The 13,877-nt window shown below is 70.9% G+C and carries 14 protein-coding genes; 6 read left to right on the top strand and 8 right to left on the bottom strand.

Annotated features, from left to right (window positions below; translation table 11 throughout):
• Positions 1-13 precede the first annotated feature (13 nt).
• The 5 genes from STRCI_RS12705 to STRCI_RS12685 all read right to left on the bottom strand — a co-directional run bounded on the left by STRCI_RS12705 (position 14) and on the right by STRCI_RS12685 (position 5,300).
• A complete protein-coding gene (locus STRCI_RS12705) occupies positions 14-1,189 on the bottom strand; it encodes a sialidase family protein (protein ID WP_269659023.1) in 1,176 nt (391 codons plus the stop codon).
• On the bottom strand, positions 1,177-1,731 hold the full coding sequence (locus tag STRCI_RS12700) for an RICIN domain-containing protein (RefSeq protein ID WP_269659022.1): 555 nt from the start codon (positions 1,729-1,731) through the stop codon (positions 1,177-1,179). The genes STRCI_RS12705 and STRCI_RS12700 overlap by 13 nt, the downstream gene beginning before the upstream one ends.
• Positions 1,732-1,769: 38 nt before the next feature.
• On the bottom strand, positions 1,770-2,270 hold the full coding sequence (locus STRCI_RS12695) for an RICIN domain-containing protein (RefSeq protein WP_269659021.1): 501 nt from the start codon (positions 2,268-2,270) through the stop codon (positions 1,770-1,772).
• A 118-nt stretch (positions 2,271-2,388) separates the two neighbouring features.
• Complete coding sequence (locus STRCI_RS12690; protein WP_269659020.1) at positions 2,389-3,414, bottom strand: helix-turn-helix domain-containing protein; 1,026 nt, start codon at positions 3,412-3,414, stop codon at positions 2,389-2,391.
• 182 nt (positions 3,415-3,596) lie between these two features.
• Entirely contained in the window at positions 3,597-5,300 is a 1,704-nt protein-coding gene (locus STRCI_RS12685) for an MFS transporter (protein ID WP_269659019.1), read from the bottom strand.
• 138 nt (positions 5,301-5,438) lie between these two features.
• Here STRCI_RS12685 and STRCI_RS12680 point away from each other — a divergent pair, with 138 nt between their 5' ends.
• From STRCI_RS12680 to STRCI_RS12670, 3 genes are read left to right on the top strand one after another with little or no spacing between them, the layout of a single operon-like run.
• Positions 5,439-6,872, top strand: a complete 1,434-nt coding sequence (locus STRCI_RS12680; protein WP_269659018.1) for an MFS transporter — start codon at positions 5,439-5,441, stop codon at positions 6,870-6,872.
• A gap of 51 nt (positions 6,873-6,923) precedes the next feature.
• Positions 6,924-7,466 (top strand): SigE family RNA polymerase sigma factor, encoded by a 543-nt coding sequence (locus STRCI_RS12675; protein ID WP_269659017.1) that lies wholly within the window; start codon positions 6,924-6,926, stop codon positions 7,464-7,466.
• The gene (locus tag STRCI_RS12670; protein ID WP_269659016.1) at positions 7,463-8,281 is read left to right on the top strand and encodes a hypothetical protein; all 819 of its coding nucleotides are present in this window, start codon (positions 7,463-7,465) and stop codon (positions 8,279-8,281) included. Before STRCI_RS12675 ends, STRCI_RS12670 begins: the two co-directional genes overlap by 4 nt.
• Before the next feature lie 14 nt (positions 8,282-8,295).
• Here STRCI_RS12670 and STRCI_RS12665 read toward each other — a convergent pair whose 3' ends face one another.
• Both STRCI_RS12665 and STRCI_RS12660 read right to left on the bottom strand, forming a co-directional pair.
• Complete coding sequence (locus STRCI_RS12665) at positions 8,296-8,928, bottom strand: response regulator transcription factor (protein WP_269664536.1); 633 nt, start codon at positions 8,926-8,928, stop codon at positions 8,296-8,298.
• Between the two features lie 5 nt (positions 8,929-8,933).
• Positions 8,934-10,319: a sensor histidine kinase gene (locus tag STRCI_RS12660; protein ID WP_418953327.1), complete on the bottom strand. Its 1,386-nt coding sequence runs from the start codon at positions 10,317-10,319 to the stop codon at positions 8,934-8,936.
• Between the two features lie 317 nt (positions 10,320-10,636).
• On the opposite strand from STRCI_RS12660, the gene STRCI_RS12655 reads away from it, so the two are divergent.
• The 3 genes from STRCI_RS12655 (at position 10,637) to STRCI_RS12645 (ending at position 13,594) form a co-directional block, all read left to right on the top strand.
• On the top strand, positions 10,637-11,494 hold the full coding sequence (locus STRCI_RS12655) for a MaoC/PaaZ C-terminal domain-containing protein (protein ID WP_269659015.1): 858 nt from the start codon (positions 10,637-10,639) through the stop codon (positions 11,492-11,494).
• Positions 11,495-11,573: 79 nt separating this feature from the next.
• Positions 11,574-12,650, top strand: a complete 1,077-nt coding sequence (locus tag STRCI_RS12650) for a Zn-dependent alcohol dehydrogenase (RefSeq protein ID WP_269659014.1) — start codon at positions 11,574-11,576, stop codon at positions 12,648-12,650.
• Positions 12,650-13,594: a 3-oxoacyl-ACP reductase gene (locus STRCI_RS12645; protein ID WP_269659013.1), complete on the top strand. Its 945-nt coding sequence runs from the start codon at positions 12,650-12,652 to the stop codon at positions 13,592-13,594. Before STRCI_RS12650 ends, STRCI_RS12645 begins: the two co-directional genes overlap by 1 nt.
• 56 nt (positions 13,595-13,650) lie before the next feature.
• Here STRCI_RS12645 and STRCI_RS12640 read toward each other — a convergent pair whose 3' ends face one another.
• Entirely contained in the window at positions 13,651-13,800 is a 150-nt protein-coding gene (locus STRCI_RS12640) for a hypothetical protein (protein WP_269659012.1), read from the bottom strand.
• Positions 13,801-13,877: the final 77 nt, after the last annotated feature.

Here is a 13,877-nt window from a genome sequence, read left to right as displayed (position 1 = left end):
AGGTGCGCGTGGATCAGGGGGCGTCCGAGATGTCCAGCCTGTTCACCTTGATGCGGGAGGTGTCGAACTCCCACGCCACGTAGAACTTGCCGGGCGCGTACTCGTCGGCCATGGCGTAGGTGTCCCAGCCCTTGCCGGTGGTGCCCGCCTGGTCGGGGTCCTCGTCGGCTGCCGAGCCGTTGGCGAATTGACGGCCCGCGTTCCAGGCCGCTCCGGCCCGCTTGGTCTTGTAGTTCAGGACGTCGCGGTTGGTGGCCGTGTTGTAGATCGAGAGGTACCGGCCGGTGCTGTCCTTGATGAACTGGACCTTCACGTTGTAGCTCGGGATGTTGTTGTCGAGCGTGAAGGGCGTCCAGGTCAGTCCGCCGTCGGAGCTGGTGGCGGTGGCGGCGCGGGTGTAGGCCGCGTCACTGCGGGCGACCATGACGAGCTTGTTCGGGTCGTCCTGGGAGACCGCAACCTGCGACTCGCCGGGCTTGAGCCCGCTCGGGTCCGGTACGACGCCACCGGCCGTCCAGGTCTTCAGGTCCGAGGAGATCAGCACGCCGTTCTCCCGGTTGGAGGCCCAGAAGGGGATGACGTGCTTGCCGCTGGCCAGCTTGGTCGGGCGCCCGGCGATGATGAGGTTGGCGAAGCCCTCGTCCGCGCCGGTGTCCGGGAGGTCGAGCGGCATGGTGACGGGGTAGTCCTGCCAGGTGTGGCCCTCGTCGGTGCTGCGCTTGACGACGATGGCGTCGATCGGCAGGCCGTTCTTGTTGTCGCTCGCGGCCTTGGTGCGGCCCATGTAGGCGAAGAGCTCGTTGCCCGACTGGTAGAGGATCACGTAGTGCCAGGTGTACTCGCTGGTCTCCTGGGCGAGCACCTTCGGGTGGGTCCAGCTCGCGCCGCCGTCGGTGGTGTACGCGTACCGGATGTATCCCTGATCGACCTTGCCGGGGACGGTGCCCTCGCGCCAGGCCACGACCGCGTTGTCGGCGCTGGTGGCGATGATGTCGGGGGTGCGGGGGCCGTCGCCCTCGGTCACGGCGTCGATATGGGCGACCGACTCGCCCGAGGTGCCCTCGGCGACAGCCGGTCCGGGCAGCAGCAGCCCGGTCAGTACGGCGAGGACCAGTGCGCTCAGGAGCGCGGTCCAGGCGCGCTTACGGGTCACGGGGGGCACCGGGGTCACGGGGGTCACCACAGCCATCGCTGGTCCTTGTTCGTCGAGCAGGTCCACTGCATGGCCTCGATGCCGGCGGTCGTGCTGGAGCTGGGGATGGCGAGGCAGAGGCCGCTCTTCTTGTTGACCAGCCGCTCGTTGCCGTCGTGCGCCCAGACCTGCTCGGCGCCGGTGCCGCAGGTCCACTGGATGGCCTTGGCACCCGGGGTCTCGGAGCCGCTGCCGATGGCCAGGCACTGTCCGCTCGCCTTGTTGACCACGTGGTAGCCGCCGGTGACGGGCTCCAGCGACCAGAAGTTGCTGGCGCTGTAGCTGCACGTCCACTGGATCATCACGGTGCCGGGGTCCTGGTCCGAGCCCGGGTTGGCCAGGCACAGACCGGTGCCCTGGTTGAACAGACGGGCCTCGGGCACTGCTTGGACGGCCACCGCGGTCTCGGCCATCGCGGTCCTGGCCACCGCGCCTTCGGCCGCCGAGGCCGAGCCGGTCAGCGACGAACCCGTCAGTACGGGCGCGCAGATAAGGGCGGCGGCCGCCAGAACGGCGGCCGCCTTTCTGTGCAGGTTCATGACAGGGAAGATTCCTTCGTCACTTCAACGGCCGGGTGTCAGAAAGCCCACCGCTGGTTGAAGTTCTCGGAGCAGGTCCACTGGATGATCTCGGTGCCGTTGGCGGTGCTGGAGTTCGGGACGGCGAGGCACTTGTCGCTGTTGACGTTGCGCAGCCGACCCCAGCTGTCCTTGATGAAGACCTGGTCGGTGTTGGCGGAGTCGCAGGTCCACTGGATGGCCTGGGTGCCGTTGGCGGTGCTGGACTGGGGGATGGCGATGCACTTCAGGCTGTTCTGGTTCCTGATGGTCCAACGGTCGCCGTTGCCGCCCGCGACATGGGTCAGGGTCCAGTTCTGCTCCGAGTAGCCGTTGCAGCCCCACTGGATGAGGCCGGTTCCGTTGGCGGTGCTGGCGTTGGGAACGGCCAGACACTTGCCGGTGGCGCGGTTGGTGAGGGGCCGGAAGTCGTCCTCGGCCTGCGCCGGGGTGGCGAAGGCGAGGGCGCACAGGGCGCCGGCGGCGACTGCGGAGATCTTCGTCAGGGACTTCACGTGCATGAGAGCGGTCAACCTCTCTGACTGTGTCGATGCGGTGTGGTGCGGCTGCCCGATCAGCATGCGAGGTGAGCCCCGGTGGAGTCGTTAGCAATGGGTCCACAGTGACTTGACAGTGCGTCTACGGCCGCGCGGGCCCCTTTGTCCGTGTGTACGCGTTTGTCTGTCTGTGCGCGGCCAGCGCACGCTGCCGGAACTCCCTCGGCGGCAGTCCGTACGCGGCGCGGAAGCCGCGGGAGAAGTCGGAGGCGCGGGGCAGGCCCCAGCGGGCGGCGATGGTGTGGATCGGGGTGGAGCCGAGCGCCGGGTCGGCGAGGTCGCGGCGGGCGCCTTCGAGACGTAGCCGCCGGATCCGGGCGGCTACGGTCTCGCCGCCCGTCTGTTCCTGGAAGACGCGGTGCAGATAGCTGAGGGAGATGTGGTGCGCCGCGGCGATCACGGGCGGTGTCAGCTCCGGATCGTGCAGGTTCTGCCGGATGAACGCGTGGATCTCGGTGATCAGCGCCCGTTGCCGGGTCTCCGGCGGCAGCGCCCGTTCCGCCTCCAGCACCTGTGCCACCCAGGTCGACACCAGGTCGAGCAGGACCGTGCCCAGGCGTGGCGCGTCGGACGGGCGCAGGGTGTCGGCCTGCCGGACCAGCCCGGTGACGAAGTCCTTGAGCAGCGCGCCGGTCCCCTCCCGGCCGGACAGCCGTCTGCCCAGCAACTCCCGGTGCGGGGGCACCGGGAACAGCACCTTGGGCACCTCGACGCCCACGCCGGTGACCGGGCTGCGCTCCCCGTCGTCGTACGAGCGCACATCGCCCGGCCGCGAGCTGTCCGCCAGATACATGTCGCCCGGACCGTAGGTGTCGGCCCGGCCGTCGTGATCGACGGCCAGACCGCCGCGCACGACCAGTCTGAGGTGGTACAGCTCGGGGTCGGACTGCCGCACCATCCTCGCGCTCCGGCGGAACCGCGTCGGCAGGAACGAGGCCGGCCAGATCGTGACCGGCCCCAACTGCAACAGCCGTTGCTCCGCCCAGTAGTCGGTGGCGTAGTCACTGGTGACGTCGGCGGGGGCGACGGTCCGTCCGACCCGCTCCCGCCAGTACTCGAACCTGTCCTCGGCCGGCACGTCCGCGCACCGGAATACCGTCCCGATCATCCCGCCCGCACCCTCCGTCCCCGTTCACACGAAGATCACAGGGACGGATGGTGCGTGGGAGAACCCTGCTCGCCGTGAACGGCGGGTGGATTCGAGGGGAAGAGATGCTCTCGGGTTGATGGGGGGGGCGAGTTGACCGGGGCGCGTTGATCGATGGCGGGTTGATCAGGGATCGGGTCGGGTCAGGCCGTAGGGAGCGCCAGGTCCACGTCGACCGCGCCGTCGCCGCCCGCGTGGGTCGCCGAAGAGGCGTGCGGGCCATGGCCGTTGGCCTTCGCGGCCAGGACATAGGCGCCCTGCGCCGGGACGGAGAGGGCGTAACTGCCGTCCTCCGCCGAGAGCGTGGCGCCCGCCTGGCGGCCGCTGTGGTCGATCAGGGTGACCTTGGCGCGGGCGACCGGTGCGCCCCCGGAGTCCAGGACCCGGCCGCGGAAGCCGCGCAACGCCTCCTCGGCGCGGGCCAGGTTGGCCTCCTCCTCGCTGCTGGCCCGCAGTCGCGGCGCGCGGTCCGGCTTCGGCAGGAACAGCGCCAGCAGCAGGCCGATCGCCACCGCGCCGGTCGCGATCAGGAACGAGACACGGAAACCCTGCATCGTCGGGATCTCCACACCGCCCACGGTGTTCGCCGTGTTGGCCAGCACCATGCCGATGACGGCGCTGGAGACGGACGTACCGATGGACCGCATCAGCGTGTTGAGACCGTTCGCCGCACCCGTCTCCGAGGCCGGGACCGCGCCGACGATCAGTGCGGGCAGCGAGGAGTAGGCGAGGCCGATGCCCGCGCCGAGCAGGACCGCGATGACGAGGGACTGCCAGGCCGCGCTCATCAGACCGAGGCCCGCGCCGTAGCCGACGGCGATGATCAACAGGCCCAGGATGAGGGTGAACTTGGGGCCGTGCTTGGCCGAGAGGCGGGCGTAGACCGGTGCGGTGAACATCATCGTCAGGCCCAGCGGGGCGACCAGCAGACCCGCGACCACCATCGACTGGCCGAGGCCGTAACCGGTGCTCGTGGGGAGCTGGAGGAGCTGCGGCAGGACCAGGGAGACCACGTAGAAGGAGACGCCGACCATGATCGAGGCGAGGTTGGTGAAGAGCACCGCGGGGCGGGCCGTCGTGCGCAGATCGACCAGGGGTGCCTTGGAGCGCAGCTCGTAGACGCCCCACAGGAGCAACACCGCGGCGGACGCGGCGAACAGGCCGAGCGTGGTGGCGGAGGTCCAGCCCCAGTCACTGCCCTTGGTGATCGGCAGCAGGAAGAGGACCAAGCCGGTGGAGAGGCCGAGCGCGCCCGGCAGGTCGAAGGTGCCCTCGGCGCGCATCGGGGACTCCGGTACGGCGAACAGGGTGAGGGCGATGGCGAGGATGCCGAGGCCGGCGGCGCCGTAGAACAGGGCGTGCCAGTCGGTGTTCTGGGCGACCAGGGCCGCGGCGGGCAGCGCGAGTCCGCCGCCGACGCCGATCGAGGAACTCATCAGCGCCATCGCCGAGCCGAGCTTCTCGCGGGGCAGCATGTCGCGCATCAGGCCGATGCCGAGCGGGATGGCGCCCATCGCGAAGCCCTGGAGGGTACGGCCGACGATCATCGGGAGCAGGGCGCTGGTGACGGCGCTGACCAGGGCGCCGACCACCATCACGGCGAGGCTGAGCACCAGCATCCGGCGCTTGCCGTACAGGTCGCCGAGGCGGCCCATGATCGGGGTGGCGACGGCGCCGGAGAGCAGGGTGGAGGTGAGGACCCAGGTGGCGTTGGAGGGGGAGGTGTCCAGCAGCTGCGGCAGGTCCTTGATGACCGGCACAAGCAGGGTCTGCATCACCGCGACCACGATGCCCGCGAAGGCGAGGACGGGGACGACGGCGGGCCGGTCGTTGGTCGTACGTGTCATGTGTACTGCGAACTCGGTGCGCCGGGGCAACTATTCCGATGCTTTGGCTCACTAACGAATTCTTGACCTTTCCTTGAAGCGCGCGGCTTTCGGCGTAGGTCGAAATTCCGATGTCAGGAGTGTCCAGCGGTTGAGAGCATGACGGGCATGCTCGAAGCCACTGAGGTCTCCCGAGGGTCCCGTCGCGCCGCCCCGCCCACCTGGCTGGTGGTGGCGCTCGCATGCGCGGGCCAGTTCCTGGTCGTCCTCGACGTGTCCGTCGTGAACACCGCGCTGCCGTCGATGCGCACCGGACTGGGACTGAGCGAACAGGGACTCCAGTGGGTGGTGAACGCCTACGCCATCGCCTTCGCCGGGTTCATGCTGCTCGGCGGCCGGGCCGGCGACCTCTACGGCCGCAAGCGGATGTTCCTCGTCGGCCTCGGCTTGTTCACCCTGGCCTCCCTCGGCGGCGGACTCGCCCAGGACGACTGGCAGCTCCTGCTCGCACGGGCGGTACAGGGCCTCGGCGCGGCCGTACTCGCGCCGTCCACCCTGACGATCCTCACCTCGGCCGTCCCCGAGGGCCCGGCGCGGGCACGGGCGATAGCCACCTGGACCGCGGTCGGCGCGGGCGGCGGCGCCGCGGGCGGACTCGTCGGCGGACTGCTGGTCGAGGTCCTGTCCTGGCGCTGGGTCCTGCTGATCAACGTCCCGGTCGGCGCGGTCGTCCTCTTCGGCGCCGCCCGATGGCTCGCCGAGAGCCGCACGGGCGACGGACGCCGCCTCGATCTGCCGGGCGCGGTCCTGGTGACCGCGGGACTGGCCACCCTCGCCTACGGCATCTCCCAGACCGAGGCCGCGGGCTGGACGGCGACGGCCACCCTGGTGCCGCTGGTCGCCGGGCTCGCCATGATCGGGCTGTTCCTCGCCGTCGAGGCACGGACGACCGCACCGCTGATGCCCCTTGGACTGCTCGCGCGCCGCTCGGTGTCCTCGGCGAACGTGTCGATGTTCCTGTGCGGCTCCGCGATGTTCTGCATGTGGTTCTTCATGACGCTGTACACCCAGAACGTCCTCGGCTACACCCCGTTGGAGGCCGGCCTCGCCCTGGTGCCCAGCTCCCTGGCCGTGGTCGCGGGCTCCAAGCTCGCGCCCCGCTGGATGCCCCGGTTCGGCGCCCGCGTCCTGGCCGCCCTCGGCACGCTGGTGGCGGCGATCGGCTTCGCCTGGCAGTCGACGATGACCGTGGACAGTTCCTACGTCCTCACGATCATGATCCCCGGGATCCTGATGATGTTCGGCGCGGGACTCACGGCCACCCCACTGGCCGCGCTGGCCATCTCGGGAGCACCGCCGCAGGAGGCGGGCCTGGTATCGGGTCTGGTCAACACCTCCCGCGTGATGGGCGGTTCACTGGGCCTCGCGGTGATGTCCACGATCGCCGCCGCCCGCACCGAGCACAGCTCCGGCAGCACGGCACGAGCCCTGACGGAGGGCTACGCCCTGGTGTTCCGCACCGGCACCGGCGTGCTCCTGGCCGGGACACTGCTGATGCTGCTGTGGCTGCCGCGGAGAATATCGGCGGAGTGAGGCAACGGTCCGGGCGGCTCATGGACTCCTTCATGCATCTAGGAGGTGCCCATGGGGGAACGACAACAGGCTCGGGACGAGGAGTTCCAGCACTTTGTCACCGGCCGCTGGCCGCGGCTGATGCGCACGGCATTTCTCCTCACGGGGGAGCAGCACGCCGCGGAGGACCTGGTCCAGACAACGCTCGAACAGGTCTATGTGGCCTGGCGGAAGGTCGGCTCGGCCGATGAACCCGAGGCATACGTACGGCGCGTGATGATCAACGCCCACGCGCGCAGGCACCGCAAGCGCCTCAGGGAGTTCCTGGCGCCGAAGGACGACTCGGGCCTGGTGCGCGAGGTGCCGGACACCGGGGACCGCATCGCCCAGGCCGACGACCGGGGCGTCCTGCTGACGGCGCTGGCCCAACTCCCGCCCCGGCAGCGGGAGGCGGTGGTCCTGCGCTACTGGGAGGACCTCACCGAGTCCCAGACGGCGGAGGCGATGGGCTGCTCCGTCGGCGCAGTGAAGAGCAACGCGGCCAAGGGGATCGCGAAACTGCGCGCCATACCGGGCCTGGCGGAGACGGTGACGTACGGAGGGCGGATGCGATGAGCGTGGACCGGGAGACGAACGGCGACATGACACACAGGGACATCGCCCTCCTGCTGGCCGAGGCGGCGGACGAGGTCGAGATCGGTATAGCCCCCACCCAGGCGGTACTCCGCGGCGGACGCAGGCGCAGGGCGCGCCGTTGGGCGGTGGCGGCGGCCACGACACTGGTGATCGCGGGGACTTCGGGGGCCGTGGCGGTGGCGGGGCTGCCCGGCGGCACGGACAAGGGACAGGTGGCCACCCGGCCCTCGTCGGAGCAGCGGGACCTGTCGGCTCCCTACCGGACCACGCTGGCGACCGGAACGGACCAGGGCGAACAGTGGTCGGTCTTCGTGGACGTGTGGCCGGTGCCGCGCAACGAGGCGGAGGCGGCCACCGTGTGGAACGCGCTGGTGGAGGCCGACGGCACCCCACCGGACGCCGAGGCGCCCGCCGACCTGATCGGGACGGTCACCTACTTCGTGAAGCGCAGCTACGGCGAGCGGACCTCGAAGGTGATGGAGAACAGGATCCCCGCGTCGGACACGATGTCCGGCAGGGACCTCCAGACCGCCGCCATCCCGCTGGCGCCGGATACCGACGGCCCCCAGCGCCTGGTCATCGGGCAGGTGGCCGGGACGGCCCAATTCCTCAGCTGCCACTGGAAGGACGGCACCAGCACAAAGGTGGGCCGCGCCCGCCCGGGCGAGGAGGCCGGCACCGACGAAGCGCTGATCCGCCCCGCCCAGGGTTCCCCCGTGGACTGGTTCGTGTGCGTGGCACCGCGAGGGACGTCCTACAAGGAAGTGCTGGTCACGCTACCCGCCTTGCCGTAGGGCGCCCAGTAGCCCTAAACCCACCCCTGCTGCCGGGCCGCCCGCAGGGCCTCCGCGCGGTTTCGCGTGCCCGTCTTGCCGATGGCGGAGGAGAGGTAGTTGCGGACCGTGGACTCGGAGAGATGGAGGTCGGCGGCGATGTCGGCGACCGTCGCGCCGTCCGCCGAGGCGCGCAGCACATCGCACTCGCGGGCGGTGAGCGGACTGGGCCCGGCGCTCAACGCGGCCGCCGCGAGCGCCGGGTCGATCACCGTCTCCCCGGTCAGCACCCGGCGGATCGCCACCGCCAGGTCGTCCACCGGACCGTCCTTCACCAGGAACCCGACGGCGCCCGCCTCCATGGCCCGCCGCAGATACCCGGGGCGGCCGAAGGTGGTCAGGATCAGCACCCGGCAGTCGGGCACCTGGTCACGCAGGTCGGCGGCGGCGTCCAGCCCGCTGCGGTTCGGCAGTTCGATGTCGAGCAGGGCCACGTCGGGCCGGTAGGTGAGGGCCGCGTCCACGATGGCGTCGCCCGTCCCGACCTGCGCGACGACCTCCAGATCCGGCTCCATCCCGAGCAGCAGCGCCAGCGCGCCGCGCATCATGCCCTGGTCCTCGGCGAGCAGCACCCTGATGGACTTGGCGGGCCGGTAGTCCCGGGGCATCTCGTTCACGGGGCAAGAGTAGGTCGGGAGGGGGCGATCGGAGCCGTGTCGGCGGAGGGTTCTTGCAGGTGGGTGGGGGAGGGGAGGGGGAGGGAGGGCGAGGCAGAAGCCAACTCTCCTTCCCTGTAGGGCAGTTCCGCCGTCACCAGGAAGCCGCCTCCTGCGCCCGCTTTGGCGCCGAGCGATCCGTCCGCCTTCGCGCCGAGCGATCCCCCCGCTTCCGCGCCGAGCGATCCGCCCGCCTTCGCGCCCAGCGGTCCCCCCGCTTCCGCGCCGAGCGATCCGCCCGTCTTCGCGCCCAGCGGTCCCCCCGCCTCCGCCCTCAGCGACCCGCCCACCGTGGCCAGACGCTCCCGCAGCCCCAGCAGCCCCGTCCCGTCCACCCCGGAACCGAGGTCGCCATGCCCGTCATCGGCAACCGTCAGCCGTACCGACCCCTCGCCCCCCGACACCGTGATCGCGCACCGTGCCGCCCCGCTGTGCCGCAGTACATTCGTCGCCGCCTCCCGGACCACCCAGCCGAGCAGGGCCTCGGTCCGAGGCGGGAGCGGAGGTCCGGAGCGGTCCACCGTCACCGAGATGCCCGCCGCCGTCAGCGCCGAGCGCGCCCGGTCGAGGTCGGCGGCCAGGCTGCCCTCCCGGTACCCCGTCACCGCCTCGCGGATCTCGGTCAGCGCCTGGCGTCCCACCGACTCGATGTCCGTGATCTGCGAGACGGCCGCGTCCACGTCGGCGCGGGCCAGCCGGCGGGCGGCCTCGGACTTCACGACGATCACGGACAGGGTGTGGCCGAGGAGGTCGTGCAGGTCGCGGGAGAAGCGCAGGCGTTCCTCCTCGACCGCGCGCCGGGCGAGTTCCTCGCGGGCGGCGCGCAGGTCGCGTACCGCGTCGGAGAGGGAGAGGATCGCCGCCGTGACCATCGCGGAGATCGCCGTGGCGTACGCCGTGTCCAGGCCGCCCCAGCCGTCCTTGACGACACAGACCACCCCGGCGAGCGCCGTCACCCCGGCGCCGGCGAGGCGCAGCTGCGGCATCCGTACCGCCGCGCCCGTGGCCAGTCCGAGCAGCGGGAAGAACAGCAGCCAGGTGCCGCCGTAGCCGAGGCCCAGGGCGCAGGTCACCGCGGTCAGCAGGACTAGGGCCACCCGGGTGGAGAGCGCCTCGCGGGTCTCCTTCAGGAAGGCGCGGAAGGTCACATAGATGTAGAGGGAGTTGAAGGTGAGCAGGCCCAGGCCGCCGATCCACGGGTTGGGTGCCTCGGCCCGGAAGATGTTGGAGAAGGCGCCCATGCCCAGCAGCAGCCAGGGGAGCAGGGTCAGACCGGTGGGGGCCCGGCCCCTGCGGTCCCGCTCACGGCATTCGTCGTTCTTCTCGCAGTGGTCCTGCGTCATGTTCCACCCCGTTCACACGTTGGAGCGCCCAGCGTAGGAAAGCGACCCGCCGCCAGGGCAGGGCCGGGAATCCGCACTCCGGCGGTACAAATGTCACCGTCCGCCAAGTGAGCTGACGCCACGTCAGGAGTCTTCACAAGTGCGGGGCGCTCGGCTATAACGAGTCCGCCGGACTGGAACGCGTTCTAGGTCGTCCTGTCGTTGAAATCCCCAGTCCGCCCATGCGCGACCTCGGCGCGGCCGACGGTGCGGACGACCGCGCCGAGGTCTCAGACCCACCGTCAGGACCCGTTCGACCCATCAGGAGCAGGAGCCCCATGCCCATCGACGCAGCGAAGGCCCTAGCCGCCGAACCCCGGTCCGGGGAGATCTCCTGGACCGCCAAGGACGTGCTGCTCTACCACCTCGGCATCGGCGCCGGAATCCCGGCCACCGACCCGGGCGAGCTGCGCTACACCCTGGAGTCCCGGCTGCAGGTGCTGCCCAGCTTCGCCACCGTCGCCGGGTCCGGCGCCCCTGGTGTGATCAGCGGACTCTCCATGCCCGGCATCGAGGTCGAGCTGGCCCGCGTCCTGCACGGCGGGCAGACCCTGGAGATCCACCGCCCGCTCCCGGTCGAGGGCACCGCCACCACCGTCAACCGCATCGCCGCCGTCTATGACAAGGGCAAGGCCGCCGTCCTCGTCCTGCGCACCGAAGTCGCGGACGAGGACGGGCCGTTGTGGACCAACGACTCCCAGATCTTCATCAAGGGAGAGGGCGGCTGGGGCGGCGACCGCGGGCCGTCCGCCCGGCTGGAGCCGCCCACCGGCGAGCCCGACAAGACCGTCGAGCGCACCCTGCGAGAGGACCAGGCGCTGCTCTACCGGCTCTCCGGTGACTGGAACCCCCTGCACGCCGACCCCGACTTCGCCGCGCAGGCCGGATTCGACCGGCCCATCCTGCACGGGCTGTGCACCTACGGTGTCACCCTGAAGTCGGTCGTCGACACCCTGCTGGGCGGCGAGGCGAGCCGCGTGCGGTCGTACGCCACCCGGTTCGCCGGGGTGGTGTTCCCGGGGGAGACCCTGCGCATCCGGATGTGGGACCAGGGCGACACCGTCCGGGTCACCGTCACCGCCGTCGACCGGGACGACGCGCCCGCCCTCACCGACACCGTCGTCCGCCACGTCTGAGTCCCGCGTCTGAGCCCAGGTCCGAGCCATACGTCCGAGTCCGGGGCCCATTCAGCTCATCACCGAGGGGAGCCGCACCATGCGCGCAGCCGTACTGCACGAGACCGGCCAGGACAAGCTGGAGGTCCTCGACGATGTCGAGGCGGTGGGCTTCGGGCCCGGCCGGGTGAGGATCCGGGTGCGGGCCACCGGCCTGTGCCACTCGGACCTGTCCGCGATGAGCGGCGTACTGCCCCAGCCGGTGCCCTTCGTGCCCGGTCACGAGGGCGCGGGCGAGATCGTCGAAGTCGGCGAGGGCGTAAGCCACTTGAAGCCCGGCGACCGGGTCGTCGTGTGCTGGCTGCCCGCCTGCGGCGCCTGCCCCGCCTGCAAGCGCGGCCAGACCGAGCTGTGCCTGGCCGGGTTCATGAACGCGGGCACCCCCAACTTCAAGCGCCCCGGCGGCGATGTCTTCGGCTTCGCCGGTACTGGCACCTTCGCCGAGGAGGTCGTCGTCGACGCCGGGTGCGCGGTGCCGATGCCCGAGGACGTGCCCTTCGACATAGCCGCCCTGATCGGCTGCGGGGTCACCACCGGACTCGGTGCCGCCATCAACACCGCCGCGGTGGAGGCCGGTTCCTCGGTCGCTGTCATCGGCTGCGGCGGCGTCGGCATCTCCGCCATCCAGGGCGCCCGCCTCCAGGGTGCCGCCGAGATCGTCGCGGTCGACCCGGTCCTCAGCCGCCGTGAGGCCGCGCTGAGGTTCGGCGCCACCAAGGCCGTGTCCCCCGAGGAACTCCCGGGCGCCAAGCAGGAGATCACCGCCGGTGAGGGCTTCGACTACGTCTTCGAGGTCGTCGGCAAGTCCGCCACCGCCCGCACCGCCTACGAGAACACCCGGCGCGGCGGCACCCTGGTGATCGTCGGCGCGGGAGCCATGGACGACTTCCTCCAGCTCAACATGTTCGAGCTGTTCTTCGACGAGAAGCGGATCCTGCCCTCCCTGTACGGCGGCGGCGATGTGCTGCGCTCCTACGAGCGGACCATCGCCCTGTGGCGGGCGGGCCGGGTCGACCTGGCCGGACTCATCACCCACCGGGTGCCGCTGGCGGAGATCAACGAGGCGCTTGACCAGATGCGTACGGGCAGCGCGCTGCGTACGTGCGTCGAGCTGTGATGCCCACCCCGAAGGAAGGCCCGCTGGAAGGGCTCACCGCGATCGTCACCGGCGCCGGACGCGGACTCGGCCGCGCCGAGGCACTGGAGCTGGCCCGGCTCGGGGCGGCCGTCGTCGTCAACGACTACGGGCAGCCCGGCCGGGACGGCTCCGGCGATTCGTCCTCCGGTCCCGCCGAGGAGACCGCCGCCGAGATCCGCGCGGCGGGCGGCCGGGCGCTGGCGCACGCCGGGGACGTCGCCGACTTCCATCAGGCCGCGCGGCTGGTCGGGTTGGCGATCAGGGAGTTCGGCAAGCTGGACATCCTCGTCAACAACGCGGGCATCCTGCGCGACCGGATGGTCTTCTCGATGACCGAGGACGAGTGGGACTCGGTGATCCGCGTCCACCTCAAGGGCCACTTCAACACCACCCGGTTCGCGGCCGCGCACTGGCGCGAGCGGTCCAAGGCGGACGGGGGACCGGTGTACGGGCGGATCGTGAACACCTCCTCGGAGGCGTTCCTCGCCGGATCCGCCGGGCAGCCCAACTACGCGGCGGCCAAGGGCGGGATCGTCGGACTCACTACCTCCTCGGCCCTGGCGCTCGCCAAGTACGGGGTGACCGCCAACGCCATCTGCCCGCGGGCGCGGACCCGGATGACGGAGGACGTGTTCAGCAAGCCTTCGGAAGACGGCCTCGACCCGCTCGCCCCCGAGCATGTCGCCCCGCTCGTCGGCTACTTGGCCTCGCCCGTCGCGGGCCGGATCAACGGTCAGCTGCTCGTCGTGCACGGCGGCATGGTCGCGGTCGTCGAACGGCCGCGGGTGCGGGCGCAGTTCGACAGCAAGCAGGACACCTTCTCCTACGACGAGCTGGACGCCGTACTCACTCCGCACTACGCGGACCGGCCGCCGGGGGAGACGTTCGCGGCGGCGGAAGTGCTCGGGTTGAAGCGGCAGTAGACGCAGGAAGGCCCCGCCCCCTTGCAGACGAAGGGTGCGGGGCCGTCCGTGGCCGTTCAGGCCGCCGTCTCGGTCCGTTCCATCGGCTTGCGGTGACGGCCGCGCGGGGCCGCCTCGCCCTCGTGGGACGAGACCGGACCGCGGTGCCTGCCGTGACCTGCGGTCTCCTGGTCCTGGGCAGGCGGCTGGGTCGTTGTGTCGCTCATCGGAAGAAATTCACCCCGTCAACATGATCTTTCAGACAGCCGGGCGAGTTTATCCGTCGCACCTCGTGCCGGATCCA

This window comes from Streptomyces cinnabarinus (assembly GCF_027270315.1).
GTDB classification, from domain to species: Bacteria; Actinomycetota; Actinomycetes; order Streptomycetales; family Streptomycetaceae; genus Streptomyces; species Streptomyces cinnabarinus.
Note: the sequence above shows the minus strand (reverse complement) of the source record. Positions and strands in the feature narration are given on the sequence as shown.

What these genes read in the sequence shown, in the direction of transcription:
- STRCI_RS12705 (WP_269659023.1), bottom strand. Translation starts at nt 1,189, where the DNA reads ATGGCTGTGGTGACCCCCGTGACCCCGGTGCCCCCCGTGACCCGTAAG.
- STRCI_RS12700 (WP_269659022.1), bottom strand. Translation starts at nt 1,731, where the DNA reads ATGAACCTGCACAGAAAGGCGGCCGCCGTTCTGGCGGCCGCCGCCCTT.
- STRCI_RS12695 (WP_269659021.1), bottom strand. Translation starts at nt 2,270, where the DNA reads ATGCACGTGAAGTCCCTGACGAAGATCTCCGCAGTCGCCGCCGGCGCC.
- STRCI_RS12690 (WP_269659020.1), bottom strand. Translation starts at nt 3,414, where the DNA reads ATGATCGGGACGGTATTCCGGTGCGCGGACGTGCCGGCCGAGGACAGG.
- STRCI_RS12685 (WP_269659019.1), bottom strand. Translation starts at nt 5,300, where the DNA reads ATGACACGTACGACCAACGACCGGCCCGCCGTCGTCCCCGTCCTCGCC.
- STRCI_RS12680 (WP_269659018.1), top strand. Translation starts at nt 5,439, where the DNA reads ATGACGGGCATGCTCGAAGCCACTGAGGTCTCCCGAGGGTCCCGTCGC.
- STRCI_RS12675 (WP_269659017.1), top strand. Translation starts at nt 6,924, where the DNA reads ATGGGGGAACGACAACAGGCTCGGGACGAGGAGTTCCAGCACTTTGTC.
- STRCI_RS12670 (WP_269659016.1), top strand. Translation starts at nt 7,463, where the DNA reads ATGAGCGTGGACCGGGAGACGAACGGCGACATGACACACAGGGACATC.
- STRCI_RS12665 (WP_269664536.1), bottom strand. Translation starts at nt 8,928, where the DNA reads ATGCCCCGGGACTACCGGCCCGCCAAGTCCATCAGGGTGCTGCTCGCC.
- STRCI_RS12660 (WP_418953327.1), bottom strand. Translation starts at nt 10,319, where the DNA reads ATGACGCAGGACCACTGCGAGAAGAACGACGAATGCCGTGAGCGGGAC.
- STRCI_RS12655 (WP_269659015.1), top strand. Translation starts at nt 10,637, where the DNA reads ATGCCCATCGACGCAGCGAAGGCCCTAGCCGCCGAACCCCGGTCCGGG.
- STRCI_RS12650 (WP_269659014.1), top strand. Translation starts at nt 11,574, where the DNA reads ATGCGCGCAGCCGTACTGCACGAGACCGGCCAGGACAAGCTGGAGGTC.
- STRCI_RS12645 (WP_269659013.1), top strand. Translation starts at nt 12,650, where the DNA reads ATGCCCACCCCGAAGGAAGGCCCGCTGGAAGGGCTCACCGCGATCGTC.
- STRCI_RS12640 (WP_269659012.1), bottom strand. Translation starts at nt 13,800, where the DNA reads ATGAGCGACACAACGACCCAGCCGCCTGCCCAGGACCAGGAGACCGCA.